Origin of the sequence: Streptomyces sp. F001, assembly GCF_004187715.1 — a bacterium.
In the GTDB taxonomy this organism is placed as follows: domain Bacteria; phylum Actinomycetota; class Actinomycetes; order Streptomycetales; family Streptomycetaceae; genus Streptomyces; species Streptomyces flavusporus.
The window spans coordinates 164,350-188,983 of sequence record NZ_QZWF01000004.1 but is presented as its reverse complement, the minus strand read 5'-3'; the positions used below and the strand labels follow the sequence as shown (position 1 = coordinate 188,983).

The 24,634-nt window shown below is 66.7% G+C and carries 38 protein-coding genes; 32 read left to right on the top strand and 6 right to left on the bottom strand.

All coding sequences use genetic code 11. The annotated features are described in order from the left end of the window. Nucleotides 1-21 precede the first annotated feature (21 nt). The 5 genes from StrepF001_RS45660 to StrepF001_RS18030 all read right to left on the bottom strand — a co-directional run bounded on the left by StrepF001_RS45660 (nt 22) and on the right by StrepF001_RS18030 (nt 3,415). Nucleotides 22-174, bottom strand: a complete 153-nt coding sequence (locus StrepF001_RS45660; RefSeq protein ID WP_165396298.1) for a hypothetical protein — start codon at nt 172-174, stop codon at nt 22-24. Between the two features lie 113 nt (nt 175-287). Further along, nucleotides 288-1,025 carry an ATP-binding cassette domain-containing protein gene (locus tag StrepF001_RS18045; RefSeq protein ID WP_129799282.1) on the bottom strand — a complete coding sequence of 246 codons (738 nt, stop codon included), beginning with the start codon at nt 1,023-1,025 and terminating at the stop codon, nt 288-290. Further along, on the bottom strand, nt 1,022-1,609 hold the full coding sequence (locus tag StrepF001_RS18040; RefSeq protein ID WP_129799281.1) for a hypothetical protein: 588 nt from the start codon (nt 1,607-1,609) through the stop codon (nt 1,022-1,024). Before StrepF001_RS18040 ends, StrepF001_RS18045 begins: the two co-directional genes overlap by 4 nt. Further along, nucleotides 1,606-2,880 (bottom strand): hypothetical protein, encoded by a 1,275-nt coding sequence (locus tag StrepF001_RS18035; RefSeq protein ID WP_129799280.1) that lies wholly within the window; start codon nt 2,878-2,880, stop codon nt 1,606-1,608. Before StrepF001_RS18035 ends, StrepF001_RS18040 begins: the two co-directional genes overlap by 4 nt. A gap of 82 nt (nt 2,881-2,962) precedes the next feature. Then, the gene (locus tag StrepF001_RS18030) at nt 2,963-3,415 is read right to left on the bottom strand and encodes a hypothetical protein (protein WP_129799279.1); all 453 of its coding nucleotides are present in this window, start codon (nt 3,413-3,415) and stop codon (nt 2,963-2,965) included. 474 nt (nt 3,416-3,889) lie between these two features. On the opposite strand from StrepF001_RS18030, the gene StrepF001_RS18025 reads away from it, so the two are divergent. The 32 genes from StrepF001_RS18025 to truA all read left to right on the top strand — a co-directional run bounded on the left by StrepF001_RS18025 (nt 3,890) and on the right by truA (nt 22,514). Further along, nucleotides 3,890-4,261 (top strand): hypothetical protein, encoded by a 372-nt coding sequence (locus StrepF001_RS18025; protein ID WP_165396296.1) that lies wholly within the window; start codon nt 3,890-3,892, stop codon nt 4,259-4,261. 708 nt (nt 4,262-4,969) lie between these two features. Beyond that, on the top strand, nt 4,970-5,278 hold the full coding sequence (gene rpsJ, locus StrepF001_RS18020; RefSeq protein ID WP_003948644.1) for a 30S ribosomal protein S10: 309 nt from the start codon (nt 4,970-4,972) through the stop codon (nt 5,276-5,278). Nucleotides 5,279-5,295: 17 nt separating this feature from the next. After that, nucleotides 5,296-5,940: a 50S ribosomal protein L3 gene (gene rplC, locus StrepF001_RS18015; protein ID WP_129799277.1), complete on the top strand. Its 645-nt coding sequence runs from the start codon at nt 5,296-5,298 to the stop codon at nt 5,938-5,940. Nucleotides 5,941-5,948: 8 nt separating this feature from the next. Next, on the top strand, nt 5,949-6,605 hold the full coding sequence (gene rplD, locus StrepF001_RS18010; protein ID WP_129799276.1) for a 50S ribosomal protein L4: 657 nt from the start codon (nt 5,949-5,951) through the stop codon (nt 6,603-6,605). Next, entirely contained in the window at nt 6,605-7,024 is a 420-nt protein-coding gene (rplW, locus tag StrepF001_RS18005; RefSeq protein ID WP_129799275.1) for a 50S ribosomal protein L23, read from the top strand. The genes rplD and rplW overlap by 1 nt, the downstream gene beginning before the upstream one ends. Before the next feature lie 40 nt (nt 7,025-7,064). Then, nucleotides 7,065-7,901: a 50S ribosomal protein L2 gene (gene rplB / locus StrepF001_RS18000; RefSeq protein ID WP_053135624.1), complete on the top strand. Its 837-nt coding sequence runs from the start codon at nt 7,065-7,067 to the stop codon at nt 7,899-7,901. A gap of 12 nt (nt 7,902-7,913) precedes the next feature. After that, entirely contained in the window at nt 7,914-8,195 is a 282-nt protein-coding gene (gene rpsS, locus StrepF001_RS17995; RefSeq protein WP_129799274.1) for a 30S ribosomal protein S19, read from the top strand. Between the two features lie 42 nt (nt 8,196-8,237). Beyond that, nucleotides 8,238-8,585 carry a 50S ribosomal protein L22 gene (gene rplV / locus StrepF001_RS17990; RefSeq protein ID WP_019329637.1) on the top strand — a complete coding sequence of 116 codons (348 nt, stop codon included), beginning with the start codon at nt 8,238-8,240 and terminating at the stop codon, nt 8,583-8,585. After that, nucleotides 8,585-9,403, top strand: a complete 819-nt coding sequence (gene rpsC, locus StrepF001_RS17985) for a 30S ribosomal protein S3 (protein WP_055706471.1) — start codon at nt 8,585-8,587, stop codon at nt 9,401-9,403. The genes rplV and rpsC overlap by 1 nt, the downstream gene beginning before the upstream one ends. Before the next feature lie 5 nt (nt 9,404-9,408). Further along, nucleotides 9,409-9,828, top strand: a complete 420-nt coding sequence (rplP, locus tag StrepF001_RS17980) for a 50S ribosomal protein L16 (RefSeq protein ID WP_093613754.1) — start codon at nt 9,409-9,411, stop codon at nt 9,826-9,828. Next, the gene (gene rpmC / locus StrepF001_RS17975) at nt 9,828-10,052 is read left to right on the top strand and encodes a 50S ribosomal protein L29 (RefSeq protein ID WP_003974259.1); all 225 of its coding nucleotides are present in this window, start codon (nt 9,828-9,830) and stop codon (nt 10,050-10,052) included. Before rplP ends, rpmC begins: the two co-directional genes overlap by 1 nt. Continuing rightward, a complete protein-coding gene (gene rpsQ, locus StrepF001_RS17970; RefSeq protein WP_129799273.1) occupies nt 10,052-10,360 on the top strand; it encodes a 30S ribosomal protein S17 in 309 nt (102 codons plus the stop codon). Before rpmC ends, rpsQ begins: the two co-directional genes overlap by 1 nt. A 128-nt stretch (nt 10,361-10,488) precedes the next feature. Continuing rightward, nucleotides 10,489-10,857 (top strand): 50S ribosomal protein L14, encoded by a 369-nt coding sequence (gene rplN / locus StrepF001_RS17965; RefSeq protein WP_129799272.1) that lies wholly within the window; start codon nt 10,489-10,491, stop codon nt 10,855-10,857. Nucleotides 10,858-10,859: 2 nt separating this feature from the next. Further along, entirely contained in the window at nt 10,860-11,183 is a 324-nt protein-coding gene (gene rplX / locus StrepF001_RS17960; RefSeq protein ID WP_129799271.1) for a 50S ribosomal protein L24, read from the top strand. Further along, on the top strand, nt 11,183-11,740 hold the full coding sequence (gene rplE / locus StrepF001_RS17955; RefSeq protein ID WP_004927250.1) for a 50S ribosomal protein L5: 558 nt from the start codon (nt 11,183-11,185) through the stop codon (nt 11,738-11,740). Before rplX ends, rplE begins: the two co-directional genes overlap by 1 nt. 5 nt (nt 11,741-11,745) lie before the next feature. Next, nucleotides 11,746-11,931, top strand: a complete 186-nt coding sequence (locus tag StrepF001_RS17950; protein WP_003956452.1) for a type Z 30S ribosomal protein S14 — start codon at nt 11,746-11,748, stop codon at nt 11,929-11,931. Nucleotides 11,932-12,142: 211 nt separating this feature from the next. After that, entirely contained in the window at nt 12,143-12,541 is a 399-nt protein-coding gene (rpsH, locus tag StrepF001_RS17940; RefSeq protein WP_129799270.1) for a 30S ribosomal protein S8, read from the top strand. Between the two features lie 24 nt (nt 12,542-12,565). Beyond that, nucleotides 12,566-13,105: a 50S ribosomal protein L6 gene (gene rplF / locus StrepF001_RS17935; protein WP_129799269.1), complete on the top strand. Its 540-nt coding sequence runs from the start codon at nt 12,566-12,568 to the stop codon at nt 13,103-13,105. A gap of 3 nt (nt 13,106-13,108) precedes the next feature. Continuing rightward, nucleotides 13,109-13,492: a 50S ribosomal protein L18 gene (rplR, locus tag StrepF001_RS17930; RefSeq protein WP_129799268.1), complete on the top strand. Its 384-nt coding sequence runs from the start codon at nt 13,109-13,111 to the stop codon at nt 13,490-13,492. 41 nt (nt 13,493-13,533) lie between these two features. Then, nucleotides 13,534-14,139 (top strand): 30S ribosomal protein S5, encoded by a 606-nt coding sequence (gene rpsE, locus StrepF001_RS17925; protein WP_009190144.1) that lies wholly within the window; start codon nt 13,534-13,536, stop codon nt 14,137-14,139. 2 nt (nt 14,140-14,141) lie between these two features. Beyond that, a complete protein-coding gene (gene rpmD, locus StrepF001_RS17920) occupies nt 14,142-14,324 on the top strand; it encodes a 50S ribosomal protein L30 (RefSeq protein WP_003998814.1) in 183 nt (60 codons plus the stop codon). A gap of 2 nt (nt 14,325-14,326) precedes the next feature. Further along, nucleotides 14,327-14,782 (top strand): 50S ribosomal protein L15, encoded by a 456-nt coding sequence (gene rplO / locus StrepF001_RS17915; RefSeq protein WP_014674382.1) that lies wholly within the window; start codon nt 14,327-14,329, stop codon nt 14,780-14,782. Nucleotides 14,783-15,026: 244 nt separating this feature from the next. After that, on the top strand, nt 15,027-16,340 hold the full coding sequence (secY, locus tag StrepF001_RS17910; protein ID WP_129799267.1) for a preprotein translocase subunit SecY: 1,314 nt from the start codon (nt 15,027-15,029) through the stop codon (nt 16,338-16,340). Then, the gene (locus tag StrepF001_RS17905) at nt 16,340-17,002 is read left to right on the top strand and encodes an adenylate kinase (protein ID WP_129799266.1); all 663 of its coding nucleotides are present in this window, start codon (nt 16,340-16,342) and stop codon (nt 17,000-17,002) included. Before secY ends, StrepF001_RS17905 begins: the two co-directional genes overlap by 1 nt. 129 nt (nt 17,003-17,131) lie before the next feature. Further along, nucleotides 17,132-17,968: a type I methionyl aminopeptidase gene (gene map, locus StrepF001_RS17900; protein ID WP_129799265.1), complete on the top strand. Its 837-nt coding sequence runs from the start codon at nt 17,132-17,134 to the stop codon at nt 17,966-17,968. Between the two features lie 307 nt (nt 17,969-18,275). After that, a complete protein-coding gene (gene infA, locus StrepF001_RS17895) occupies nt 18,276-18,497 on the top strand; it encodes a translation initiation factor IF-1 (protein ID WP_003948620.1) in 222 nt (73 codons plus the stop codon). Nucleotides 18,498-18,563: 66 nt separating this feature from the next. After that, a complete protein-coding gene (gene rpmJ / locus StrepF001_RS17890; protein WP_003998809.1) occupies nt 18,564-18,677 on the top strand; it encodes a 50S ribosomal protein L36 in 114 nt (37 codons plus the stop codon). 186 nt (nt 18,678-18,863) lie between these two features. After that, nucleotides 18,864-19,244, top strand: coding sequence for a 30S ribosomal protein S13 (rpsM, locus tag StrepF001_RS17885; protein WP_037858429.1), 381 nt, complete (start codon nt 18,864-18,866; stop codon nt 19,242-19,244). A gap of 65 nt (nt 19,245-19,309) precedes the next feature. Continuing rightward, complete coding sequence (gene rpsK, locus StrepF001_RS17880; RefSeq protein ID WP_003956432.1) at nt 19,310-19,714, top strand: 30S ribosomal protein S11; 405 nt, start codon at nt 19,310-19,312, stop codon at nt 19,712-19,714. Between the two features lie 177 nt (nt 19,715-19,891). Continuing rightward, nucleotides 19,892-20,914, top strand: a complete 1,023-nt coding sequence (locus tag StrepF001_RS17875) for a DNA-directed RNA polymerase subunit alpha (protein WP_003966937.1) — start codon at nt 19,892-19,894, stop codon at nt 20,912-20,914. A 180-nt stretch (nt 20,915-21,094) separates the two neighbouring features. Continuing rightward, nucleotides 21,095-21,598, top strand: coding sequence for a 50S ribosomal protein L17 (gene rplQ / locus StrepF001_RS17870; RefSeq protein WP_129799264.1), 504 nt, complete (start codon nt 21,095-21,097; stop codon nt 21,596-21,598). 73 nt (nt 21,599-21,671) lie between these two features. Further along, the gene (gene truA, locus StrepF001_RS17865; RefSeq protein WP_129799263.1) at nt 21,672-22,514 is read left to right on the top strand and encodes a tRNA pseudouridine(38-40) synthase TruA; all 843 of its coding nucleotides are present in this window, start codon (nt 21,672-21,674) and stop codon (nt 22,512-22,514) included. A gap of 62 nt (nt 22,515-22,576) precedes the next feature. On the opposite strand, the gene StrepF001_RS17860 is transcribed toward truA, so the two are convergent. Beyond that, complete coding sequence (locus StrepF001_RS17860) at nt 22,577-24,604, bottom strand: acyltransferase family protein (RefSeq protein ID WP_276322830.1); 2,028 nt, start codon at nt 24,602-24,604, stop codon at nt 22,577-22,579. Nucleotides 24,605-24,634 lie beyond the last annotated feature (30 nt).

The window sequence follows — 24,634 nt, the reverse complement described above, 5'->3', positions numbered from 1 at the left end:
ACCTCGACGAGGGATGCTCGACTACTTCCGCGCCATGACGGAGGTGCTGGTGCAGCACTGCCGTATCTCCCGCGCGGAAGCCGTACCACCCGCGCCTTCCTCGGCGAGTGCCCGCACGAGTTCCTCCCGGGCCACCGCGGCCTTGTGGTTGCCGTCCTTGCGGGTCTTGTTCACCAGCCCAGCCGGCAACCGGCGCGGCGGCCCCGGTGCCCGTAATTCCGGCGTCGGTGAATGCCGGACGTCAGGTCCCGCGGGCCGGGGGCGCCAACCGGCGAGCCCGGCTTGGTTCAGACGGAATGGACGAAGTGGGTGTAGGCGGCTTCCGCGAGACGTCCGGTAGGGGTGCCGTGGGGTGCCTGGGAGAGGAAGCCGGTGGTGTCGCCGTCGTACTGGACACGGCCGTCTGCGAGCACGGTGACGTGGTCGGCGTCCTCGGCGAGATCGGCGACGTCGTGGGTGGACATCAGGATGCGTATCCGCCTCGTGGCGGCGGCAGCGGCGATGACGTCGCGGAAGACGCGCCGCTGAGTGGGGTCCATGCCGGCGGTGGGCTCGTCCAGGAGCAGGACGCGGCAGTCGTGGACGAGAGCTGCGGCGACACCGAGGCGGCGGAGCTGTCCGCCGGAGAGTTTGGTGGCCTTCTCGCCGGCATGCTCGACCATGTTCACCAAGGCGAGAGCCTCTTGCGCCTGCGTCCAGGCGTCGGTGCGGTTCATGCCCTTCAGCCAGCCGGTGTAGGCGACTTGTTCGCGGCAGGTGAGGCCGGGGGCCGCGGTGATGTGCTGAGGCATCCAGGAGACATGGCGGCGGTACGCGCGTTCGCGGGAGCCGAGGTCGTCGAACGCGATGCGACCGTCCTGGGGCGTGAGGACGGAGGCGGCGAGCTTGAGGGTCGTGGACTTTCCCGCGCCGTTGGGGCCGAGGAGGATCGTCACCCCCTCGTGGATCCGGTAGGTGAAGCGGTCCAGTACCGGCCGGTTGCGACGCTTGTAACGGTAGGTGCAGTCGGTGAAGGAGACGGTCACGGGAGTTTCCTCGCGGTGATGAAGGTGGCTGCGACACCGGCGCTGATCGACAGGGCCGCCACTGCCGTGGCGTGCCAGGTGTCGGGCGGCAGGGCGGTCACGGCCCAGGAGTGGAAGGTGCTGCTGGTGCGGCGGCCGAGGAGGATGACGGCGAACACCCAGCCCAACGGGACGACGATGCCGGCCCGTCCGAGTACGGCGCGGGCCGTGAGCATGAGACCCGTCAGAAACAGCGTGTTGCGCCCTGCCTGCACGGTGACGTCCGCGGCGGTGACGACAAAGACCAGGGCCGTCGCCGCCAGCGCCGCCCCCATCGAGGCAGCCGCCAGCACGGTGTCCATCCAAGCGGTGCGGCGGATTCCGGTGAGCTCGGCGTGCGGCTGCCGGGAGTCCAGGCAGTGCGCGAGGGGTCCGGCGACGAGCAGCGGCAGGAAGAACGCCAGTGGCACGGTGTTGCCCGCGTTCACGGTGATCGCCGGGAGAATCACCGCCCCGTCCCGCACAGTGAGCAGCAGCAGCGCATAGACGACCAGCGCGGTCGTGAGCACGGTCGGGACGAGACGAACCCTCAGCCACCAGATCACGACGGCCGCCCCTCACAGGCAGTGGTCCTGGTCTTGGCGAACCACTGCTTCTGCTCGTGGACGGACAGCGCCGAGACGCGTTCGGCGGTGGCGACGGCCTGCTGGTACTGAGCGCGTGTGTAGTAGGGGTCCTCGGCCGCGATACGTGAGTACGGCGTGATGCCGCCGAGTTTCTTCTCCAGCCAGAAGTGGATCGTGCGGGCGAGCTGCGGGTCCGCGTCGCATCCGAATCGCACGGCACTCGTGACGATCGAGCGGTCGAGCCCGCCCTTGTGGTGGGCGATGCCGAGCTGCATGTAGACCGTTCGGTCGGTGTTCCGCTGGGTGAAGCGCCCGTAGGCCATCTGGTCCTCCACCCGGCGGGGGAGCGAGGTGGTGATGGCGTAGGTCTCGAGGACGCGGAACGCCTTGGCGACCTGCACGTGCACCTCGGGCAGGTCGTGTGCCCCGCTCTCAGGCAGGCACACCTGGGGCTCGGTGCCGTGGCACGCGAGGGCGACGTGGGTGTTGACGCTGGGGTTGTAGTTCCAGTCCTTGACGATGCTGTAGCCGGCCAGGGCGGGGGCGACCACCAGCACGGCGGCGGACACGATGCGCAGCACCGGCTTCCAGCGGGCCCACACCAGGGCCACGGCGGCGGCCACGCCCAGGGTCGGCATCATCTGGGCGGCCATGGACTCGAAGGTCGCGGATTCGCCGACGCCCAGGTGCGCGAAGTACTCGCCGGAGAGATGCCGCAGGTAGAACGGCTGCATGGCGTGCGGGTAGGCCACGACGATGAACACCCCGCACGCGAGGACGGGCGCGGAGATCAGAGGCTTGACGTGGTGGCCGACGGTGAAGCCGATCACCGCCCAGGCGACGGTCAGGACACTGGTGAGCAGCAGCGGGGCCAGACTGGCAGGGGTGGGCCAGGTCGGGCGTTCGGTGAAGGCCCAGGCAGCGGACACGATGAACATCAGCCATCCCACCGTGACGACGGGGACCAGTGCCTGGGCGATCACCTGCCAGGTGGGACGGTGGGCGGCGAGCTGCCAGGTGCCCGCTTCACGCACGCGGGCCGCGGACCAGGCGGCGAGCGCGGCGACCATGGCGTAGGTGGGAGCCGCCATGTACTCGATCGGACGCTGGACGAGCAGTGGGGCCCACGGATACGGGAAGTAGTGGATCTGGTCGGCCGCTTCCTGGGTGTAGTACAGGACAGTGATGCCGACGGCGATCGGCAGGCACATGAATGCGGGCGATGTGCGGAAGAGGGTCCGAATTCTCAAGTGGTGCTCTCCGGCGGAAGCGGGTGGTGCACGGAAGGGGTTCTTCCGTGCACCACCGCGGGCAGGGCGTTCGAACCGTGCGTCAGTCGGCCTGGGAGGTGTCGACGTAGACCTCGGCGACGTTCAGCAGGCAGCAGGAGCCGCCCTGAGCAACCTTGTCGGCCTCGAACTGCAGCGTGTGTTCACCGGTCGGCACGTTGGTCCACTGACCGTTGGACCAGGAGCTGGAGCCGTTGAAGCAGTTGGTGAAGGTCTTGTTGCCGAGGTCGTCGTTCGGCGTCCAGGTGTCGATCTTCCACATCTTGACGACGACCTGCTTTGTCGTGCCGTACTGGGCGAAGCAGCTGCGGAACTGGACCTGGCTGTAGGTGCCGGAGTCGGTCCACTCGCGAGAACGGTCGCCGTCGGTCCAGCTGGAGATGTAGCTGGACCAGTTGGCCGAGGCCGTGGTGGCACTGAAGCCGACGAGTGCCATGGCGGCGGTGACGGTAAGGGCCGCCTTTCTCCGGAAGGCCTTGGAGGTGCTGAGCTGCATACAAACCACTCCTGCAAGCAGATGATCATGTACATGTGACCGAGGGACAGTAAACGTGAAGTGAAAACCTGTCAAAGGCACTTCAGGGGCGCCGTGTTGGGAGCGATGGAAAAGTGGCAAGTGTGGTATTTATCTGCGCGCTTGCGGACGTGACGGCGATGATGACCTGCTCGGACTCCGGCGGCTGTGTCGTCGACGGCAAGGGCATCGACGAGAAACTGTTGTCGCGTCACGGTGAGGCGTGGTGCCGCCCGGCTGAACCAGTGCTCCGGCAGCAACGTTCGCCCCGTCGCGACGCCCGGCACGCTCCCCCACTGCCGCAAGGGCGTGGGAGGTCCCCCCACTCGTCGCACCGGGCACAAGCCCAAGTGCATCCAGTACGAGGGCTTGCACCCGGCGCGCCGAGAGCATGCATCGGACGCCGCCCTTGACGGGCAAATGTTGCCTGCCGGGGCACTGGGTCGTGTCGCACGGTTGGACGATGTCGTCGAGGCTCTGGGGGACGACCTGCTGAAGGCGGGGCGGCTGACGCCCGTCGAGATCGATGGGGGCGAGGAGGGTGCGTACCTCTTCTACGCCGTCGAGGCGGTCGTCGACTGTGTGGACCAGCGCAGGTCGTCCAAGCCCAAGAAGGCCACGGGTCAGATGAAGACGACGGTCTTCCGCCGGGACGCCCTGCCCTCCGGCCTGCCGGCCTTTCGCGTGCCCGAGTTCCCGGGAGGCGTCCACTGGAACGGCTGGGCGGTCGGGCGGCTCAGGGAGATCCTCGGCGCGGACCTGGAAGCCCGCCTGATCTGGTCCGAGAACTCCGCGCTCACCCCGCACCCCGACCCCTGGGGCTTCTGACATGCGGAGAACCTTCCGTGACCACGTCCGCCGCGGAACGCGACGCGCCCTGGACGCCTTTCCCATTGCCCCAGGCCCGAGATCTACGTCGTGTCGTTCCGGTGTGGCACGAGGGCCAGGACCTTCGGTTCCCCTATGTGGCCGTCGGCTACAACGCCGAGGGCGAGGTCCGCACCTCACCCGGGTGCTCGGGCGGCCCGTGCCTGTCGTCGTCTTCGACATGGACCGGGCGGGGTGGGAGGTGGAGGCCACCGTGGCGGCGAACCCGCCCGAGGTGATCGCCGGCTTCCTGGAGCACCATGGCGCGTGACGCGGGTTTGACCTGCGCCACCCCCGGGGTATTCTCTCCGGCTCGATTGGCCAGCCCCCCGCCCCATATGGCAGACTGTCCGAGTTGCTCGGTCGAGTGTTGATGCTGCGCGCCTCCCGCCGGGAGGACCGGAAGCGAGTCCCACAGTACTCGTCGTCCCCGTGTGGGGCGGACGTACGGGAATCTTCCGGGAAGCGTGGGCGCGACACCGGCCAGGCGCCCGGTGGGCCTTTCGTCCCCGGCTTGCGGTTCGCAAGGGCCGCGTTCCCCAACAAGGGATGTTCCGTAAGGGACATCTGTGTCAGCGGGAGCGCGACACGCCCGACCGCGTGGGTCGGAGAAAAGCAAGGGAACGCCGGGTTCCAGAGCGTTACGAGAGACAGGACTACTGAGTAGCCATGGCGGGACAGAAGATCCGCATCCGGCTCAAGGCCTACGACCACGAGGTCATCGACTCCTCGGCGAAGAAGATCGTCGAGACGGTGACCCGCACTGGTGCGTCGGTCGCGGGCCCGGTGCCGCTGCCCACTGAGAAGAACGTGTACTGCGTCATCAAGTCGCCGCACAAGTACAAGGACTCGCGCGAGCACTTCGAGATGCGCACGCACAAGCGCCTGATCGACATCCTCGACCCGACCCCCAAGACCGTTGACTCTCTGATGCGACTCGACCTCCCGGCCGGTGTCGACATCGAGATCAAGCTCTGAGGCCGGTGATCTGAGAGATGGCTAAGCAGATCAAGGGCATCCTGGGCGAGAAGCTCGGCATGACGCAGGTGTGGGACGAGAACAACCGTGTTGTTCCGGTCACCGTCGTCAAAGCCGGCCCGAACGTCGTCACCCAGGTCCGTACGAACGACACCGACGGCTACGAGTCGGTCCAGATCGCCTTCGGCGAGATCGACCCGCGCAAGGTGAACAAGCCCCTCAAGGGCCACTTCGCCAAGGCCGACGTCACCCCTCGTCGTCACCTCGTCGAGATCCGCACCGCGGACGCCTCCGAGTACACGCTCGGCCAGGAGATCACCGCCGAGGTGTTCGAGGCCGGCGTCAAGGTCGACGTGACCGGCAAGAGCAAGGGCAAGGGCTTCGCCGGTGTCATGAAGCGCCACAACTTCCGTGGCCTCGGCGCCGGGCACGGTACCCAGCGCAAGCACCGCTCGCCCGGTTCCATCGGTGGCTGCGCCACCCCGGGCCGTGTGTTCAAGGGCCTCCGCATGGCGGGTCGTATGGGCAACGAGCGGGTCACCACCCAGAACCTGACCGTCCACGCCGTTGACGCGGAGAAGGGTCTGCTGCTCATCAAGGGCGCGGTTCCCGGTCCGAACGGCGGCCTCGTCCTGGTCCGCACCGCGGCCAAGGGGGCCTGAGGTAACCGATGAGCACTGTTGACATCCTTTCGCCGGCGGGCGACAAGGCCGGTTCCGTCGAGCTCCCCGCGGAGATCTTCGGCGTTGAGAAGGTCAGCATCCCGCTGATCCACCAGGTCGTCGTCGCGCAGCTGGCTGCCGCCCGTCAGGGCACGCACAAGACCAAGAGCCGTGGCGAAGTCCGCGGTGGTGGCAAGAAGCCGTACCGCCAGAAGGGCACCGGCCGCGCCCGTCAGGGCTCGACCCGTGCGCCGCAGTTCGCCGGCGGTGGCGTCGTCCACGGCCCGCAGCCGCGTGACTACTCGCAGCGGACCCCGAAGAAGATGAAGGCCGCGGCCCTGCGCCACGCCCTCACCGACCGGGCCCGCCACAACCGCATCCACGTCGTCTCCGGCGTCGTCGAGGGCGAGACGCCGTCGACGAAGTCCGCCAAGACGCTGTTCGGCAAGATCTCGGAGCGCAAGAACCTGCTCCTGGTCGTCGACCGCGCCGACGAGGCCGCGTGGCTGTCCGCCCGCAACCTGCCCCAGGTCCACATCCTGGAGCCGGGCCAGCTGAACACGTACGACGTTCTCGTCTCGGACGACGTGGTCTTCACCCAGGCCGCTTTCGAGTCCTTCGTGTCGGGCCCGAAGGCCAATGACACCGAAGGGAGCGAGGCCTGATGGCTATCCGTCACCCCGCCATTGCCTCGAAGGCCGCCAAGGCCGCCAAGGTCGCTCGCGTCGCCAAGGCGCGTCGCCACGCCGCCGAGGGCAAGAACACCGTCGAGACGCCGCTGAGCAAGTCGTACACGGACCCCCGTGACGTCCTGATCAAGCCGGTCGTCTCCGAGAAGAGCTACGCGCTGCTCGACGAGAACAAGTACACGTTCGTCGTCGACCCGCGTGCCAACAAGACCCAGATCAAGGAGGCCGTCCAGGCGGTCTTCTCGGTCAAGGTCACCGGGGTCAACACGATCAACCGCCAGGGCAAGCGCAAGCGGACCCGCACCGGCTTCGGCCAGCGTGCCGCCACCAAGCGCGCGATCGTGACCCTCGCCGAGGGCGACCGTATCGACATCTTCGGCGGTCCGACCTCCTGACGGAGGTCCGGATCGTCCGATATCGGACGAGGACTGAGAAATGGGTATCCGCAAGTACAAGCCGACGACTCCGGGCCGTCGTGGCTCCAGCGTCGCCGACTTCGTCGAGGTCACGCGGTCCACGCCGGAGAAGTCGCTGGTCCGTCCCCTGCACAGCAAGGGCGGCCGTAACAATTCCGGTCGTGTGACCGTCCGCCACCAGGGCGGTGGCCACAAGCGCGCCTACCGCGTGATCGACTTCCGTCGTCACGACAAGGACGGCGTGCCGGCGAAGGTCGCGCACATCGAGTACGACCCCAACCGCACCGCGCGCATCGCGCTGCTGCACTACGCCGACGGCGAGAAGCGCTACATCCTCGCCCCGCGCAACCTGCAGCAGGGCGACCGTGTGGAGAACGGTCCCGGGGCCGACATCAAGCCGGGCAACAACCTGGCTCTCCGCAACATCCCGGTCGGTACCACGATCCACGCGATCGAGCTCCGTCCCGGTGGCGGTGCCAAGTTCGCCCGCTCCGCCGGTGCCTCCGTGCAGCTGCTCGCGAAGGAGGGCTCCATGGCCCACCTGCGCATGCCGTCCGGAGAGATCCGCCTGGTCGACGTGCGCTGCCGCGCCACCGTCGGCGAGGTCGGCAACGCCGAGCAGTCGAACATCAACTGGGGCAAGGCGGGCCGCAAGCGCTGGCTGGGCGTTCGCCCGACCGTGCGTGGTGTGGTCATGAACCCGGTCGACCACCCGCACGGTGGTGGTGAGGGCCGTACCTCCGGTGGCCGCCACCCGGTCTCCCCGTGGGGCAAGAAGGAAGGCCGTACTCGTTCTCCCAAGAAGGCGAGCAACAAGTACATCGTCCGCCGCCGCAAGACGAACAAGAAGCGCTAAGGACGGGTTGAGATGCCTCGTAGTTTGAAGAAGGGACCCTTCGTCGACGACCACCTGATGAAGAAGGTGGACGCTCAGAACGAAGCCGGTACCAAGAACGTCATCAAGACCTGGTCCCGCCGCTCCATGATCGTGCCGGACATGCTCGGCCACACGCTCGCGGTGCACAACGGCAAGACCCACATCCCGGTGTTCGTCACCGAGTCGATGGTCGGCCACAAGCTCGGCGAGTTCTCGCCGACGCGCACCTTCCGGGGTCACGTCAAGGACGACCGCAAGTCGAAGCGCCGCTGACGCGGATCGCATTCAGACACGTAAGTAACTGAAGGGACAACCATGGAAGCCAGGGCCCAGGCGCGGTACATCCGCGTCACGCCCATGAAGGCCCGCCGCGTGGTGGACCTCATCCGTGGCATGGACGCCACGGAGGCCCAGGCGGTCCTGCGATTCGCTCCGCAGGCCGCCTCCGTGCCGGTCGGCAAGGTGCTCGACAGCGCCATCGCCAACGCCGCGCACAACTACGACCACACCGACGCCGACAGCCTCTACATCTCCGAGGCGTACGTCGACGAGGGTCCGACCCTGAAGCGGTTCCGTCCGCGCGCCCAGGGCCGTGCCTACCGGATCCGCAAGCGGACCAGCCACATCACCGTGGTCGTCAGCAGCAAGGAAGGAACCCGGTAATGGGCCAGAAGGTAAACCCGCATGGGTTCCGGCTCGGTGTCACCACCGACTTCAAGTCGCGTTGGTACGCCGACAAGCTGTACAAGGACTACGTCAAGGAAGACGTCGCCATCCGTCGGATGATGACGTCCGGCATGGAGCGCGCCGGTATCTCGAAGGTTGAGATCGAGCGCACCCGTGACCGTGTCCGCGTGGACATCCACACCGCGCGTCCGGGCATCGTCATCGGCCGCCGTGGCGCCGAGGCCGACCGCATCCGCGGTGACCTGGAGAAGCTGACCGGCAAGCAGGTCCAGCTGAACATCCTCGAGGTCAAGAACCCGGAGACGGACGCTCAGCTGGTGGCCCAGGCCGTCGCCGAGCAGCTGTCCTCCCGCGTCTCCTTCCGCCGTGCCATGCGCAAGAGCATGCAGTCGGCGATGAAGGCGGGCGCCAAGGGCATCAAGATCCAGTGCGGTGGCCGCCTCGGCGGCGCCGAGATGTCCCGCTCGGAGTTCTACCGCGAGGGCCGTGTGCCCCTGCACACGCTCCGCGCGAACGTGGACTACGGCTTCTTCGAGGCCAAGACGACCTTCGGCCGCATCGGTGTGAAGGTCTGGATCTACAAGGGCGACGTCAAGAACATCGCCGAGGTCCGCGCCGAGAACGCTGCCGCCCGTGCGGGTAACCGCCCGGCCCGCGGTGGCGCCGACCGCCCGGCCCGTGGTGGCCGCGGTGGCGAGCGGCGCGGTCGCAAGCCGCAGCAGGCTGCCGGCGCCGAGGCCCCCAAGGCCGAGGCCCCTGCCGCTCCGGCTGAGAGCACCGGAACGGAGGCCTGACCGACATGCTGATCCCCCGTAGGGTCAAGCACCGCAAGCAGCACCACCCGAAGCGCAGTGGTATGTCCAAGGGTGGAACGCAGGTTGCGTTCGGCGAGTACGGCATCCAGGCGCTGACCCCGGCGTACGTGACGAACCGCCAGATCGAGGCGGCTCGTATCGCCATGACCCGTCACATCAAGCGTGGCGGCAAGGTCTGGATCAACATCTACCCGGACCGCCCGCTCACCAAGAAGCCGGCCGAGACCCGCATGGGTTCCGGTAAGGGTTCTCCCGAGTGGTGGGTGGCCAACGTCAAGCCCGGACGCGTGATGTTCGAGCTGTCGTACCCCAACGAGAAGATCGCCCGTGAGGCGCTGACCCGTGCGGCCCACAAGCTGCCGATGAAGTGCCGGATCGTCAAGCGCGAGGCAGGTGAAGCGTGATGTCGGCCGGTACCAAGGCGTCCGAGCTGCGCGAGCTGGGCAACGAGGAGCTTCTGGCGAAGCTTCGCGAGGCCAAGGAAGAGCTGTTCAACCTCCGCTTCCAGGCGGCGACGGGGCAGCTTGAAAATCACGGTCGGCTGAAGGCCGTGCGAAAGGACATCGCGCGGATCTACACCCTGATGCGTGAGCGCGAGCTGGGCATCGAGACGGTGGAGAGCGCCTGATGAGCGAGAGCAACGTGACTGAAGAGACTGCAACGAACAGCGGCTCCGCCGCGGGCGCGCGCGGTTTCCGCAAGACCCGTGAGGGTCTGGTCGTCAGCGACAAGATGGACAAGACCGTCGTCGTCGCCGTCGAGGACCGCGTCAAGCACGCGCTGTACGGCAAGGTCATCCGCCGTACCAACAAGCTCAAGGCGCACGACGAGCAGAACGCCGCGGGTGTCGGCGACCGCGTCCTCCTCATGGAGACCCGGCCGCTGTCCGCGACGAAGCGCTGGCGCGTCGTCGAGATCCTCGAGAAGGCCAAGTAATTCCCGTAAGGGAATTCCTTAAGCAAGGTATTCCTGCGGGGCAAACCTCGCAGGACAGTTCCGCCAGGCTCCAACCGGGCTGAGGAATCAGCCCGGTTGGGGAACCGGCAGACAAACAGGAGATAGACGTGATCCAGCAGGAGTCGCGACTGCGTGTCGCCGACAACACTGGTGCGAAGGAGATCCTTTGCATCCGTGTGCTCGGTGGCTCCGGTCGCCGCTACGCGGGCATCGGTGACGTCATCGTCGCCACCGTCAAGGACGCGATCCCCGGTGGCAACGTGAAGAAGGGTGACGTCGTCAAGGCGGTCATCGTTCGCACCGTCAAGGAGCGCCGCCGCCAGGACGGCTCGTACATCCGCTTCGACGAGAACGCCGCCGTCATTCTGAAGGGCGACGGCGACCCTCGCGGCACCCGTATCTTCGGCCCGGTCGGCCGTGAGCTGCGCGAGAAGAAGTTCATGAAGATCATCTCGCTCGCGCCGGAGGTGCTGTAAGCATGAAGATCAAGAAGGGCGACCTGGTCCAGGTCATCACCGGCAAGGACAAGGGCAAGCAGGGCAAGGTCATTGCCGCTTACCCGCGCGACGAGCGCGTCCTGGTCGAGGGTGTCAACCGGGTCAAGAAGCACACCAAGGCCGGCCCCACGGCTCGCGGTTCGCAGGCCGGTGGCATCGTCACGACCGAGGCGCCGATCCACGTCTCCAACGTCCAGCTGGTCGTTGAGAAGGACGGCAAGAAGGTCGTGACCCGCGTCGGTTACCGCTTCGACGAAGAGGGCAACAAGATCCGCGTTGCCAAGCGGACGGGTGAGGACATCTGATGGCTACCACCACCACTCCGCGTCTGAAGACGAAGTACCGCGAGGAGATCGCGGGCAAGCTGCGTGAGCAGTTCTCCTACGAGAACGTCATGCAGGTTCCCGGCCTCGTCAAGATCGTGGTCAACATGGGTGTGGGCGACGCCGCCCGCGACTCCAAGCTGATCGAGGGCGCCATCCGCGACCTCACCACGATCACCGGTCAGAAGCCGGCCGTCACCAAGGCCCGCAAGTCCATCGCGCAGTTCAAGCTGCGTGAGGGTCAGCCGATCGGTGCCCACGTCACGCTCCGTGGCGACCGCATGTGGGAGTTCCTGGACCGCACCCTGTCGCTCGCGCTGCCGCGCATCCGCGACTTCCGTGGCCTGTCCCCCAAGCAGTTCGACGGCCGTGGCAACTACACCTTCGGTCTCACGGAGCAGGTCATGTTCCACGAGATCGACCAGGACAAGATCGACCGCGTCCGGGGTATGGACATCACCGTGGTCACCACGGCGACCAACGACGAAGAGGGCCGTGCTCTTCTCCGTCACCTCGGCTTCCCGTTCAAGGAGGCGTGAGCGAGATGGCGAAGAAGGCTCTGATCGCTAAGGCTGCTCGCAAGCCCAAGTTCGGTGTGCGCGCGTACACCCGCTGCCAGCGCTGCGGTCGTCCGCACTCCGTGTACCGCAAGTTCGGCCTCTGCCGCGTGTGCCTTCGTGAGATGGCTCACCGTGGCGAGCTGCCGGGCGTGACCAAGAGCTCCTGGTAATCCCCCACATAAGGGATTCCGGAAGCTCTCGGTAAGTAAAGGGCAGTGTCAGGTGCCCACCTCTCCATGGCTTAGGCTTGGAGGGTTGGGCGCCTGACGCCCATACGACTTACTACGCCGTAGGTCCACCGCGCCGCACCCGTCCCGTCTCGGATCGGGGAGAGGGATGGCGCACCAGGAAACCCCGGCGAGAGAGGCCGAAGGCCAATTCATGACCATGACTGATCCGATCGCAGACATGCTTACGCGTCTGCGGAACGCGAACTCGGCGTACCACGACACCGTGGCGATGCCGCACTCGAAGATCAAGTCGCACATTGCGGAGATCCTCCAGCAGGAGGGCTTCATCACGGGCTGGCGCGTCGAGGACGCCGAGGTCGGCAAGAACCTCGTCCTCGAGCTGAAGTTCGGCCCGAACCGTGAGCGCTCCATCGCGGGCATCAAGCGGATCTCCAAGCCCGGTCTCCGGGTGTACGCGAAGTCCACCAACCTGCCGAAGGTGCTCGGCGGCCTCGGCGTGGCGATCATCTCCACGTCCCACGGGCTCCTCACCGACAAGCAGGCCGGCAAGAAGGGCGTAGGCGGAGAAGTTCTCGCCTACGTCTGGTAACGGAAGGGAACGGAGGAAACAGCTATGTCGCGCATCGGCAAGCTCCCCATCGCGGTTCCCGCCGGCGTGGACGTCACCATCGATGGCCGCACGGTCTCGGTCAAGGGCCCCAAGGGCGAGCTGACCCACACCGTCGCCGCGCCGATCGAGATCGTCAAGGGTGAGGACGGCGTTCTGAACGTCACCCGCCCCAACGACGAGCGTCAGAACAAGGCCCTGCACGGCCTGTCCCGCACGCTGGTGGCGAACATGATCACCGGCGTGACCCAGGGTTACGTGAAGAAGCTCGAGATCAGTGGCGTCGGTTACCGAGTGACCGCCAAGGGCTCGAACCTGGAGTTCGCGCTCGGCTACAGCCACCCGATCGTGGTCGAGGCCCCGGAGGGCATCACCTTCAAGGTGGAGAACCCGACCCGTTTCTCGGTCGAGGGCATCGACAAGCAGAAGGTCGGCGAGGTTGCGGCCAACATCCGCAAGCTGCGCAAGCCCGACCCGTACAAGGCCAAGGGCGTCAAGTACGAGGGCGAAGTCATCCGCCGCAAGGTCGGAAAGGCGGGTAAGTAAGCCATGGCATACGGACAGAAGATCCTTAAGGGCGACGCCTACAAGCGCGCCGCGATCAAGCGCCGTCACATCCGGATCCGCAAGCGGATCAACGGTACGGCGGAGCGTCCCCGTCTCGTGGTGACCCGCTCGAACCGCCACATCGTGGCCCAGGTGATCGACGACATCCAGGGTCACACCCTGGCGTCGGCGTCCACCCTGGACACCTCGATCCGCGGTGCCGAGGGTGACAAGTCCGCGCAGGCCAAGCAGGTCGGCGCCCTGGTCGCCGAGCGTGCCAAGGCCGCCGGCGTCGAGGCTGTCGTGTTCGACCGTGGTGGCAACCAGTACGCCGGGCGCATCGCCGCTCTGGCGGACGCCGCCCGCGAAGCCGGCCTGAAGTTCTGAGCCGGTTCCGTAGCTAGCGGAAACAGAGAGAGGTAATTCCAATGGCTGGACCCCAGCGCCGCGGTGGCGGTGCCGGTGGCGGCGAGCGGCGGGACCGGAAGGGCCGTGACGGCGGCGCAGCTGCCGCCGAGAAGACCGCGTACGTTGAGCGCGTTGTCGCGATCAACCGCGTCGCCAAGGTTGTGAAGGGTGGTCGTCGCTTCAGCTTCACCGCGCTGGTCGTGGTGGGCGACGGTGACGGCACCGTGGGTGTCGGATACGGCAAGGCCAAGGAGGTGCCGGCCGCCATCGCCAAGGGTGTTGAGGAGGCCAAGAAGCACTTCTTCAAGGTCCCCCGGATCCAGGGCACCATCCCGCACCCCATCCAGGGTGAGAAGGCTGCCGGCGTCGTGCTGCTCAAGCCCGCGTCCCCGGGTACCGGTGTTATCGCCGGTGGTCCGGTGCGTGCCGTGCTCGAGTGCGCCGGTATCCACGACGTGCTGTCGAAGTCGCTCGGCTCCGACAACGCGATCAACATCGTGCACGCGACCGTGGAGGCCCTGAAGGGCCTGCAGCGTCCCGAGGAGATCGCGGCCCGCCGTGGTCTGCCGCTCGAGGACGTCGCCCCCGCGGCCCTGCTGCGTGCGCGTGCCGGGGCGGGTGCGTAATCATGGCGCAGCTCAAGATCACGCAGGTCAAGTCCTACATCGGCAGCAAGCAGAACCACCGTGACACCCTGCGGTCGCTTGGTCTCAAGGGGATCAACACCGTGGTCGTCAAGGAGGACCGCCCCGAGTTCCGCGGCATGGTGCACACCGTCCGCCACCTCGTGACGGTCGAGGAGGTCGACTGATCATGGCGGAGCAGAACCCGCTCAAGATCCACAACCTCCGTCCCGCCCCGGGCGCCAAGACCGCCAAGACCCGTGTCGGTCGTGGTGAGGCGTCGAAGGGTAAGACGGCCGGTCGTGGTACCAAGGGCACCAAGGCCCGCTACCAGGTTCCGGAGCGCTTCGAGGGTGGCCAGATGCCGCTGCACATGCGCCTCCCGAAGCTGAAGGGCTTCAAGAACCCGTTCAAGACCGAGTACCAGGTCGTGAACCTCGACAAGCTGGCCGCGCTGTACCCCGAGGGTGGCGAGGTCACCGTCGAGGGCCTCGTGGCCAAGGGTGCCGTTCGCAAGAACAGCCTCGTCAAGGTCCTCGGCCAGGGCGAGATCTCCGTGGCGCTGCAGGTGACGGTCGACGCCGTCTCCGGCTCCGCCAAGGAGAAGATCACCGCCGCCGGCGGCACCGTCACCGAGCTCGTCTGAACCCAGCAGGCGTCTCGATGACTTGAGCGATCCCGACCGGGGATACCCCACAAATGGGGTATCCCCGGTCGGTCGTTCCAAGGGTGGCAGTCCCGCGGGTAAGGTGGCCTGCACTGCCAACTTTCACAGCGTGCCGCACCTGAGGCACTCTGAGCGGCAGTTGACCGTTACGTAAGTCGTTGTCTTATCGGAATCTCACGACCATCACCCTTGACGCAGTTGCGCGGGGGTCGCAGGAGGCACCGTGCTCACCGCGTTCGCCCGGGCGTTCAAGACGCCCGACCTGCGCAAGAAGCTGCTCTTCACGCTCGGCATCATCGTGGTGTACCGGATCGGTACGCATATCCCGATCCCGGGTGTCGACTACCAGAACGTCCAGACCTGTATCGACGTGGCCAAGGGCAACCAGGGTCTGTTCGGTCTGGTCAACATGTTCAGCGGCGGCGCGCTGCTGCAGATCACGATCTTCGCGCTCGGCATCATGCCGTACATCACCGCGAGCATCATCCTGCAGCTGCTGACAGTGGTGATCCCTCGCCTCGAGGCCCTCAAGAAGGAGGGTCAGGCCGGTACGGCGAAGATCACGCAGTACACCCGTTACCTGACCGTGGCGCTCGCCATCCTGCAGGGCACCGGCCTGGTGGCCACCGCCCGCACCGGCAACCTCTTCAGCGGCTGCCCGGTGGCGAGCGAGATCGTCCCGGACCAGTCGATCTTCGTCACCGTCACCATGGTCATCGTGATGACCGCCGGTACCGCCGTCGTCATGTGGCTCGGTGAGCTGATCACCGACCGCGGCATCGGCAACGGCATGTCGATCCTGATGTTCATCTCGATCGCCGCGACCTTCCCGGCCGCCCTGTGGGCCATCAAGGAGCAGGGCTCCCTGGCGGACGGCTGGATCGAGTTCGGTGTGGTCATCCTCGTCGGCCTGTTCATGATCGGCCTGGTGGTCTTCGTCGAGCAGGCCCAGCGCCGTATTCCGGTCCAGTACGCGAAGCGCATGATCGGCCGCCGGTCCTACGGCGGCACGTCGACGTACATTCCGCTGAAGGTCAACCAGGCGGGCATCATCCCTGTGATCTTTGCCTCGTCGCTGCTCTACATCCCGGCACTGATCGCGCAGTTCTCGAGTGGCACTTCGAGCTGGAAGACCTGGATCGAGGCCCATCTCGTCCAGGGCGACGATCCGATTTACATCGCTATGTACTTCTTGCTCATTGTTTTCTTCGCCTTCTTCTACGTGGCCATCACGTTCAACCCCGAGGAAGTCGCGGACAACATGAAGAAGTATGGTGGCTTCATCCCGGGCATCCGGGCTGGCCGACCGACCGCTGAGTACCTGAGCTACGTACTCAACCGGATCACCTGGCCGGGGTCGCTGTATCTGGGTCTGATCGCTCTCGTGCCGACAATGGCGTTGGCCGGATTTGGGGCAAACCAGAACTTCCCGTTCGGCGGGACCAGCATCCTGATCATCGTGGGTGTCGGTCTCGAGACCGTGAAGCAGATCGAGAGCCAGCTCCAGCAGCGCAATTACGAAGGGTTCCTCCGCTGATGCGAATCGTCCTCGTCGGGCCGCCGGGCGCGGGCAAGGGTACGCAAGCCACCCGCCTTGCCGAGAAGCTGTCGATCCCGCACATCTCCACGGGCGACCTGTTCCGCGCCAACATCAGTCGGCAGACGGAGCTCGGCAAACTGGCGAAGTCCTACATGGACGCCGGCAATCTGGTGCCGGACGAGGTCACCATCGCCATGGCGAAGGACCGCATGGAACAGCCGGACGCCGAGAACGGCTTCCTGCTGGACGGTTTCCCGCGCAACGTCTCGCAGGCCGAGGCGCTGGACGAGCTGCTGCAGACCGAGGGCATCGAGCTGGACGCCGTGCTGGACCTCGAGGCTCCCGAGGACGAGGTCGTCAAGCGGATCGCCGGGCGGCGGATCTGCCGCAAGGACTCCGCACACGTGTTCCACGTGACGTACAGCCCGCCGAAGAAGGAGGGCGTGTGTGACGTCTGCGGCGGCGAGCTGTACCAGCGGGACGACGACTCGGAGGAGACCGTGCGCACCCGGCTGGAGGTCTACCACACGCAGACCGAGCCGATCATCGACTACTACAAGGCGCAGGGTCTGGTCGTGACCATCTCGGCGATGGGGCCGGTGGACGAGGTCACGGGGCGTGCGCTGGAGGCGCTGAAGCGTGCGGGTGACAATAAGTAACCGTCAGTAAGCAGCTACGGCCGCGGTTCCCTGCCAGGGGGCCGCGGCTGCTGTGTGCTCGCAGCCACGCCAGCCCCGTATCGTTGAAACAGTCCGTCCCTCTCTGGTCCAAGAAAGGCCGTCGTCCCCATGGTGCAGATCAAGAGCCCCGAGCAGATCGCCAAGATGCGTGAGGCGGGGTTGGTCGTTGCCGCCATTCACGCGGCCACGCGTGAGGCCGCCGTGCCGGGGGCCAGCACCAGGGATCTGGACGAGGTGGCGCGGAAGGTGCTCGCGGAGCACGGGGCGAAGTCGAACTTCCTGGGGTACGGCGGGTTCCCGGCGACGATCTGCACCTCCGTGAACGAGGTCGTGGTCCACGGGATCCCCGCCGAGGACGTCGTCCTCAAGGACGGGGACATCATCAGCATCGACGCCGGCGCCATCATCGACGGCTGGCACGGGGACGCCGCCTACACCGCCTTCGTCGGATCCGGTCACGCTCCGGAGCTCATCGAGCTGTCGCGGGTGACCGAGGAGTCCATGTGGGCCGGCATCGCCGCGATGAAGCTGGGGAACCGGCTCGTCGACATCTCGCGGGCCATCGAGACGTACATCCGCCGCCAGCCGAAGCCCGGCGGTGGCCGCTACGGGATCATCGAGGACTACGGCGGTCACGGCATCGGCTCCGAGATGCACATGGACCCGCACCTGCTGAACTATGTCGAGCGGCGCCGGGGCAAGGGCCCGAAGCTGGTGCCGGGCTTCTGCCTCGCGATCGAGCCGATGGTCTCGCTGGGCACCCCGAAGACGGAAGTCCTCTCGGACGACTGGACGGTGATCACGACCGACGGTACGTGGTCGTCCCACTGGGAGCACTCGGTTGCGCTGACCGAGCAGGGGCCGCTGGTGCTGACGTCTCCCGACGGAGGTAAGGCGAAGCTGGCGGAGTACGGGGTTGTGGCTGCGCCGGATCCGCTGGCCTGAGCGCCTTCCGGGGAGGGCGGTCCTGCCGACTGGCGGCTGCGGGCTCGTGGGGGCTGGTCGCGCCCACGGTGGGGGTCCCCCCGCTCGAGCGAAGCCGAGAGTGGGGGAGGAGCCGCATGCCGACAGAGCCCCGCGCCCCTTTGGGGCGCTTAACGATCTGCCTGCCGGGGCAGACTTCCCCGATTCGTCTTTCCGGTTGCGCTGACGTAGACTGACTCGTCGGCTCTTGTGCACCCGCATGCCTGCATGCGCCCCGCAAGGGAAAGTGCAGGGGTCGATCAAGGTAGTCGATTCCGAAGGGCGAAGCGTGGCCAAGAAGCAAGGTGCCATCGAGATCGAGGGCACTGTCGTCGAGTCTCTGCCGAACGCCATGTTCAAGGTCGAGCTCCAGAACGGCCACCAGGTCCTGGCACACATCAGCGGCAAGATGCGTATGCACTACATCCGCATCCTCCCTGACGACCGGGTCGTGGTGGAGCTGTCTCCGTACGACCTGACGCGTGGCCGGATCGTCTACCGGTACAAGTAGATCTTGCCCCACGTCCCGCGGTCCCCGCGGGGCCGCCGGCAACTGACCCGGAGAACCTCACATCCCATGAAGGTCAAGCCGAGCGTCAAGAAGATCTGCGACAAGTGCAGGGTGATCCGCCGTCACGGTCGGGTCATGGTGATCTGCGAGAACCCGCGCCACAAGCAGCGCCAGGGCTGATCGCAGGCCATTTCCCTCTGCATGCGCAGAGATTCGCGCGACGCGAGCTGAATATGTTCATACGCAGGGCCCGAGCCCTACGGCTCGACACCCCCGGTTCGGAGGCCGGGGACCCAGTTCGTACCTCGTACGGCGGCTGGGAGTCGGTTCTGCGGAAGACCTCCGAAGATCAACTGGAGCCATTGAATGGCACGCGTTTCCGGTGTTGACATCCCGCGCGAAAAGCGCGTGGAGGTCGCCCTCACCTACGTGTTCGGCATCGGCCGGACCCTTTCGCAGCAGACGCTGGCCGCCACCGGCGTCGACCCGAACACCCGCGTCCGCGACCTCTCCGAGGAGCAGCTCGTCGCGATCCGCGAGTACGTCGACAACAACATCAAGACCGAGGGTGACCTCCGTCGCGAGATCCAGGCCGACATCCGCCGCAAGGTCGAGATCGGCTGCTACCAGGGTCTGCGGCACCGCCGCGGTCTGCCCGTCCGCGGTCAGCGCACCAGCACCAACGCCCGCACCCGCAAGGGCCCGCGTCGCGCCATCGCCGGCAAGAAGAAGCCGGGCAAGAAGTAGTCCGCAGCGGACACCTGTCCACGGTCTTCGCTGTAGGACCGACCACCTCCCGTAGGAGTTAAAGGATGCCCCCCAAGGGACGTCAGGGCGCTGCCAAGAAGGTGCGCCGCAAGGAAAAGAAGAACGTCGCTCACGGCCACGCGCACATCAAGAGCACGTTCAACAACACGATCGTTTCGATCACGGACCCGTCCGGCAACGTGATCTCCTGGGCCTCCGCCGGCCACGTCGGCTTCAAGGGCTCCCGGAAGTCCACGCCGTTCGCCGCGCAGATGGCCGCCGAGTCGGCTGCCCGCCGCGCCCAGGAGCACGGCATGCGCAAGGTCGACGTGTTCGTCAAGGGCCCGGGTTCCGGTCGTGAGACCGCGATCCGCTCCCTGCAGGCCACGGGCCTCGAGGTCGGCTCCATCCAGGACGTCACCCCGACCCCGCACAACGGCTGCCGTCCGCCGAAGCGCCGCCGCGTCTGACGCACGGCTGCTTCGTCGCCGGTTCGGTTTCGGGCGGTACGGCTCCCTTCCCCGCGCAAGCGGAGTGAACCGGGACCGTATCGCCCGTACCCTTGCAGTACCCGCCCCTTTGTGCCGGGGGCGGTTCCGTCGGGCGTCATATAGCGGGCGCCCACGACTGAAGGATCTGATCCACACATGCTGATCGCTCAGCGTCCCTCGTTGACCGAAGAGGTCGTCGACGAGTTCCGCTCCCGGTTCGTGATCGAGCCGCTGGAGCCGGGCTTCGGCTACACCCTCGGCAACTCCCTGCGTCGTACCCTGCTGTCCTCGATCCCCGGTGCGGCGGTCACGTCCATCCGCATCGACGGTGTCCTGCACGAGTTCACCACCGTGCCGGGCGTCAAGGAGGACGTCACCGACCTGATCCTCAACATCAAGCAGCTGGTGGTTTCCAGCGAGCACGACGAGCCCGTCGTGATGTACCTGCGCAAGCAGGGCCCGGGTCTGGTCACCGCCGCCGACATCGCGCCCCCGGCCGGTGTCGAGGTGCACAACCCCGATCTCGTCCTGGCCACGCTCAACGGCAAGGGCAAGCTGGAGATGGAGCTCACGGTCGAGCGTGGCCGTGGTTACGTCTCCGCCGTGCAGAACAAGCAGGTGGGCCAGGAGATCGGCCGTATCCCGGTCGACTCCATCTACTCGCCGGTTCTGAAGGTCACGTACAAGGTCGAGGCCACGCGTGTCGAGCAGCGCACCGACTTCGACAAGCTGATCGTCGACGTCGAGACCAAGCAGGCGATGCGTCCGCGTGACGCGATGGCTTCTGCCGGTAAGACGCTGGTCGAGCTGTTCGGGCTCGCCCGTGAGCTCAACATCGACGCCGAGGGCATCGACATGGGTCCGTCCCCGACGGACGCCGCGCTCGCGGCCGATCTGGCGCTGCCGATCGAGGAGCTGGAGCTCACGGTTCGGTCGTACAACTGCCTCAAGCGTGAGGGCATCCACTCCGTGGGAGAGCTGGTCGCCCGCTCCGAGGCCGACCTGCTCGACATCCGCAACTTCGGTGCGAAGTCGATCGACGAGGTCAAGGCGAAGCTGGCCGGGATGGGTCTCGCGCTCAAGGACAGCCCGCCCGGATTCGACCCGACCGCTGCCGCGGACGCCTTCGGCGCGGACGACGACGCGGATGCGGGCTTTGTGGAGACCGAGCAGTACTGAGAGCTCGGGCCGTCCGGTCCGTAATGGGGTGCGGGTGCGCTGTGCTTGATCGCGCAGTTCCCCGCGCCCCTTCCGGGAGCGCCCTTCGGGGCGGCTCCCGGATCTCTGACAGACAACCGTCTGCTCAGATACTGACCCCGGTACCTGACACGGCCGGGGCAGACACCTAGGAGAAACACCATGCCGAAGCCCACCAAGGGTGCCCGTATGGGCGGCAGTGCCGCGCACGAGAAGCTGCTTCTTGCGAACCTCGCGAAGTCGCTGTTCGAGCACGGTCGTATCACCACCACCGAGGCGAAGGCTCGTCGGCTGCGGCCGTACGCCGAGCGTCTGGTCACCAAGGCGAAGAAGGGTGACCTTCACAACCGCCGTCAGGTGCTCCAGGTGATCACGGACAAGAGCATCGTCCACACGCTCTTCACCGAGATCGGCCCGCGCTACGAGAACCGTCCGGGTGGCTACACCCGTATCACCAAGATCGGTAACCGTCGTGGCGACAACGCGCCCATGGCTGTCATCGAGCTGGTCGAGGCGCTGACGGTCGCGCAGGAGGCCACGGGTGAGGCCGAGGCCGCCACCAAGCGTGCGGTCAAGGAGGCCGAGGAGGCCAAGGCCGAGGAGACCAAGGTCGACGTCACCAAGGATGTCGCCGAGGCTCCGGCCGAGGAGTCCAAGGACGCCTGAGGCTGAGCTCTCGCTGAGCGGGTCCGCCCTTGACGGGGCGGGCCCGTTTTCGCGTACCTGAGAGGATCAAGGAGTGAGTGACGAAGTACAGCCCGGGTTCGTACGACTACGGCTCGATCTGTCCTATGACGGCACCGACTTCTCCGGCTGGGCCAAGCAGGCCGGCGGGCGGCGGACCGTGCAGGGGGAGGTCGAGGACGCGCTGCGTACCGTCACGCGGTCGCGGGACACCTACGAGCTGACCGTCGCCGGACGGACCGACGCCGGGGTGCATGCGCGCGGGCAGGTGGCGCACGTGGATCTGCCGGAGGCTGTCTGGCGTGAGCATCACGAGAAGCTGCTCAAGCGGCTCGCCGGGCGGCTGCCCAGGGACGTGCGGGTGTGGGCCCTCAGGGAGGCGCCCAGTGGCTTCAACGCTCGTTTCGCGGCGATCTGGCGGCGCTACGTCTACCGGGTCACCGACAATCCCGGCGGCGTGGACCCGTTGCTGCGCAACCATGTGCTCTGGCACGACTGGGCGTTGGACGTCGACGCGATGCAGGCGGCCGCCGAGACCCTGGTCGGGGAGCACGACTTCGCGGCGTACGCGAAGAAGCGCGAGGGGGCGACGACGATCCGCGAGATCCTCGACTTCGGGGTGTGTCGGCACGCGGACGGCATCGTCGAGATCGAGGTCCGCGCCGACGCCTTCTGCCACAACCAAGTACGTTCCATGGTCGGTGCGTTGCTGTTCGTGGGCGACGGGCACCGTGGTGTGGAGTGGCCGCGGAAGGTCCTCGACGCGCGGGTCCGCGACAGCGCCGTGCATGTCGTCCGGCCGCACGGGCTGACCCTGGAGGAGGTCGGCTACCCGCCGGACGACCAGCTCGCGGAGCGGCAGCGGCAGGCGCGGCGGGTGCGCGTCCGGGGGCAGTAACGGGCTGACGGGTCTGGTCCGGCCGCTCCGGCCGGGGTGGCCGGAGCGGGACGGGATGCGGACTACGCCTTGTCCAGTACCTCTTCCAGGGCCGGCTTGAGGAAGGGCTTCAGGGTCTTCGAGTACGTCGACGTGATGTGGCTGTTGTCGAAGTAGACGACCTGGTCGCCGATCACCGCCGGGCAGATGTCCACGGCGCAGAACGCGGGTGTCGTGTCGATGATCTCCGCACCGTACTTCTCGGCCACCTCCCGCTCCATGGTGCGGAACTCCGGGTACTCGAGCGCCTGCCACTGCTTGCGGTTGCAGAGGGAGATGTTGTCGATGTGCGTGGCGAGACAGTCGGGGACGTTCTGGCCGGGCTGCGGGGTGTCCGTCATGTAGACGAGCTTGGCGCCCGTCTCCTTGAACACCTTGAACGAGGTCTCGGCGCCCGCCCGGTTCGCCTCACGGCGGGCCCGGTCGGCGATGACGAGGACGTCGGGCTGGATCTTCTTCAGCTCGGCGAAGGCGGATTCGCGCCAGCTGTCGCACTCGGTGTACGCGCGGTTCACGTTCGGGTTGATGATGCGGTAGACCTGCGGCGAGCAGCCGCCCTTCGCGATGGTCACCACCCGCACGCCGAGTTCCTTGCCGATCTCGTGGTAGACGTCGTTCCACTGCCAGGCGTGGGAGTCCCCCATGAGGACAAGGGTTTTCCTGCCCTTCGGGTCACCGGCGACACAGCCGTCCCGCATCTCGAACTTCTTGACCTCGAAGTCGTCGATGCAGCCGTGCTCGGCGAAGTTCTTGGGCGTGTCCTGAAGAGCGCTCTGCACGGTGGCGGAGAGCTGCGTGCGGTGCACGGCGTCCTCGACCGAGGCCTGGCTGGTGAACCCGACCCCGAGCGTGCTCCCCGAGGGTGCGGTCGCCAGGTTCAGCGGGATGATCGTGGCCAGGACCATCGCCCCCGCCGTGCCCGCGGTGGTGAACCCGCCGGTGAAGACACCCTTCCAGGGGCGGGCCACCCACTGCACGTTCTTCTTGAACTTGCGCTCGACGGCGTAGTGCAGGACGACGGCCACCAGGAACGACAGGACGGCGACCCGCAGCCGGTCCTGGAAGGCGAACTCACGGTCGGTGATGGACGGCCAGAGCACCAGGAGCGGCCAGTGGGTCAGGTACCAGCCGTAGCTGACGTTGCCGACGAAGTCGAGGACGGGGTTGTCGAGCAGCCGCTCCGCGCCGAACCCGGGATTGGCGCAGCCACCGGCGATGACCATGACGGTGCCGAGGACCGGGCCGGCCACCGCGTACCCCGGCAGCGGCGTGTGTTCGGTGATGAGCATCGCCGTGACGAGCACGGTGCCGAGCCCCAGCCACGAAACGACCGCGGCCACGCCCCTGTTCATGCGGGAGGCGAGCGGAGCGGCGAGGGCGAGCAGGACGCCGCAGGTGATCTCCCAGATCCGGGTGTGGGTACTGAAGTACGCGAGCGGCTGGTTCTCGGGAGTCTGAGACCAGCCCAGGTAGAACGATCCGCCGATGACAGCCATGAGGAACAGCGCCACCAGAGCGCGGTTGCGGAAGATCAGGCGGCTGACCCAGACCACCGCGACGAGCAGGAGCGGGGCGACGACGTAGAACTGCTCCTCGATGGCCAGCGACCAGAAGTGCTGATACGGGGACTGCGACCCGTCGTTGGCGAAGTAGTCGGTGCCGGTCTCGACCAGGCGCCAGTTCATGAAGCTGAGGGAGGCGGCGAGACCGTCGGCCATGAAGTCGCGGAACTTGAGCGGGCTTCCGTAGATCCACGCCAGGGCCGCGGTGCCGACGATGACGACGGCCATGGGCGGCGTCAGACGGCGGAAGCGGCGTGCCCAGAACTTGGTCAGGGACACCTTGCCGGTCTTCTCGATCTCCGCGAAGAGCTGGCTGCCGATGAGGAAGCCGCTCAGCACGAAGCTCACGTCCACGCCACCGTGGATGTCGAGGATGCCGCAGTGCATGCTGACGACCATCATGATGGCTACGGCACGCAGGCCCTGAATGTCAGGCCGGTACTTGCGAAGACGCTCTGTCTTCACTTCCTTGGTGCGATGGCGGGACATGTTTCTCCAGTAACTGACTGTCCGGTCGAG

What these genes read in the sequence shown, in the direction of transcription:
- rplW (WP_129799275.1), top strand. Translation starts at nt 6,605, where the DNA reads ATGGCTATCCGTCACCCCGCCATTGCCTCGAAGGCCGCCAAGGCCGCC.
- rpsJ (WP_003948644.1), top strand. Translation starts at nt 4,970, where the DNA reads ATGGCGGGACAGAAGATCCGCATCCGGCTCAAGGCCTACGACCACGAG.
- StrepF001_RS18030 (WP_129799279.1), bottom strand. Translation starts at nt 3,415, where the DNA reads ATGCAGCTCAGCACCTCCAAGGCCTTCCGGAGAAAGGCGGCCCTTACC.
- map (WP_129799265.1), top strand. Translation starts at nt 17,132, where the DNA reads ATGGTGCAGATCAAGAGCCCCGAGCAGATCGCCAAGATGCGTGAGGCG.
- rpsH (WP_129799270.1), top strand. Translation starts at nt 12,143, where the DNA reads ATGACCATGACTGATCCGATCGCAGACATGCTTACGCGTCTGCGGAAC.
- StrepF001_RS17875 (WP_003966937.1), top strand. Translation starts at nt 19,892, where the DNA reads ATGCTGATCGCTCAGCGTCCCTCGTTGACCGAAGAGGTCGTCGACGAG.
- rpmD (WP_003998814.1), top strand. Translation starts at nt 14,142, where the DNA reads ATGGCGCAGCTCAAGATCACGCAGGTCAAGTCCTACATCGGCAGCAAG.
- rplD (WP_129799276.1), top strand. Translation starts at nt 5,949, where the DNA reads ATGAGCACTGTTGACATCCTTTCGCCGGCGGGCGACAAGGCCGGTTCC.
- rpsS (WP_129799274.1), top strand. Translation starts at nt 7,914, where the DNA reads ATGCCTCGTAGTTTGAAGAAGGGACCCTTCGTCGACGACCACCTGATG.
- rplV (WP_019329637.1), top strand. Translation starts at nt 8,238, where the DNA reads ATGGAAGCCAGGGCCCAGGCGCGGTACATCCGCGTCACGCCCATGAAG.
- rpsC (WP_055706471.1), top strand. Translation starts at nt 8,585, where the DNA reads ATGGGCCAGAAGGTAAACCCGCATGGGTTCCGGCTCGGTGTCACCACC.
- rplO (WP_014674382.1), top strand. Translation starts at nt 14,327, where the DNA reads ATGGCGGAGCAGAACCCGCTCAAGATCCACAACCTCCGTCCCGCCCCG.
- rpmC (WP_003974259.1), top strand. Translation starts at nt 9,828, where the DNA reads ATGTCGGCCGGTACCAAGGCGTCCGAGCTGCGCGAGCTGGGCAACGAG.
- rplX (WP_129799271.1), top strand. Translation starts at nt 10,860, where the DNA reads ATGAAGATCAAGAAGGGCGACCTGGTCCAGGTCATCACCGGCAAGGAC.
- rplE (WP_004927250.1), top strand. Translation starts at nt 11,183, where the DNA reads ATGGCTACCACCACCACTCCGCGTCTGAAGACGAAGTACCGCGAGGAG.
- rpsM (WP_037858429.1), top strand. Translation starts at nt 18,864, where the DNA reads ATGGCACGCGTTTCCGGTGTTGACATCCCGCGCGAAAAGCGCGTGGAG.
- StrepF001_RS17950 (WP_003956452.1), top strand. Translation starts at nt 11,746, where the DNA reads ATGGCGAAGAAGGCTCTGATCGCTAAGGCTGCTCGCAAGCCCAAGTTC.
- rpmJ (WP_003998809.1), top strand. Translation starts at nt 18,564, where the DNA reads ATGAAGGTCAAGCCGAGCGTCAAGAAGATCTGCGACAAGTGCAGGGTG.
- rplP (WP_093613754.1), top strand. Translation starts at nt 9,409, where the DNA reads ATGCTGATCCCCCGTAGGGTCAAGCACCGCAAGCAGCACCACCCGAAG.
- StrepF001_RS17905 (WP_129799266.1), top strand. Translation starts at nt 16,340, where the DNA reads ATGCGAATCGTCCTCGTCGGGCCGCCGGGCGCGGGCAAGGGTACGCAA.
- rplQ (WP_129799264.1), top strand. Translation starts at nt 21,095, where the DNA reads ATGCCGAAGCCCACCAAGGGTGCCCGTATGGGCGGCAGTGCCGCGCAC.
- rplF (WP_129799269.1), top strand. Translation starts at nt 12,566, where the DNA reads ATGTCGCGCATCGGCAAGCTCCCCATCGCGGTTCCCGCCGGCGTGGAC.
- rpsQ (WP_129799273.1), top strand. Translation starts at nt 10,052, where the DNA reads ATGAGCGAGAGCAACGTGACTGAAGAGACTGCAACGAACAGCGGCTCC.
- rpsK (WP_003956432.1), top strand. Translation starts at nt 19,310, where the DNA reads ATGCCCCCCAAGGGACGTCAGGGCGCTGCCAAGAAGGTGCGCCGCAAG.
- rplB (WP_053135624.1), top strand. Translation starts at nt 7,065, where the DNA reads ATGGGTATCCGCAAGTACAAGCCGACGACTCCGGGCCGTCGTGGCTCC.
- StrepF001_RS17860 (WP_276322830.1), bottom strand. Translation starts at nt 24,604, where the DNA reads ATGTCCCGCCATCGCACCAAGGAAGTGAAGACAGAGCGTCTTCGCAAG.
- rplC (WP_129799277.1), top strand. Translation starts at nt 5,296, where the DNA reads ATGGCTAAGCAGATCAAGGGCATCCTGGGCGAGAAGCTCGGCATGACG.
- rpsE (WP_009190144.1), top strand. Translation starts at nt 13,534, where the DNA reads ATGGCTGGACCCCAGCGCCGCGGTGGCGGTGCCGGTGGCGGCGAGCGG.
- rplR (WP_129799268.1), top strand. Translation starts at nt 13,109, where the DNA reads ATGGCATACGGACAGAAGATCCTTAAGGGCGACGCCTACAAGCGCGCC.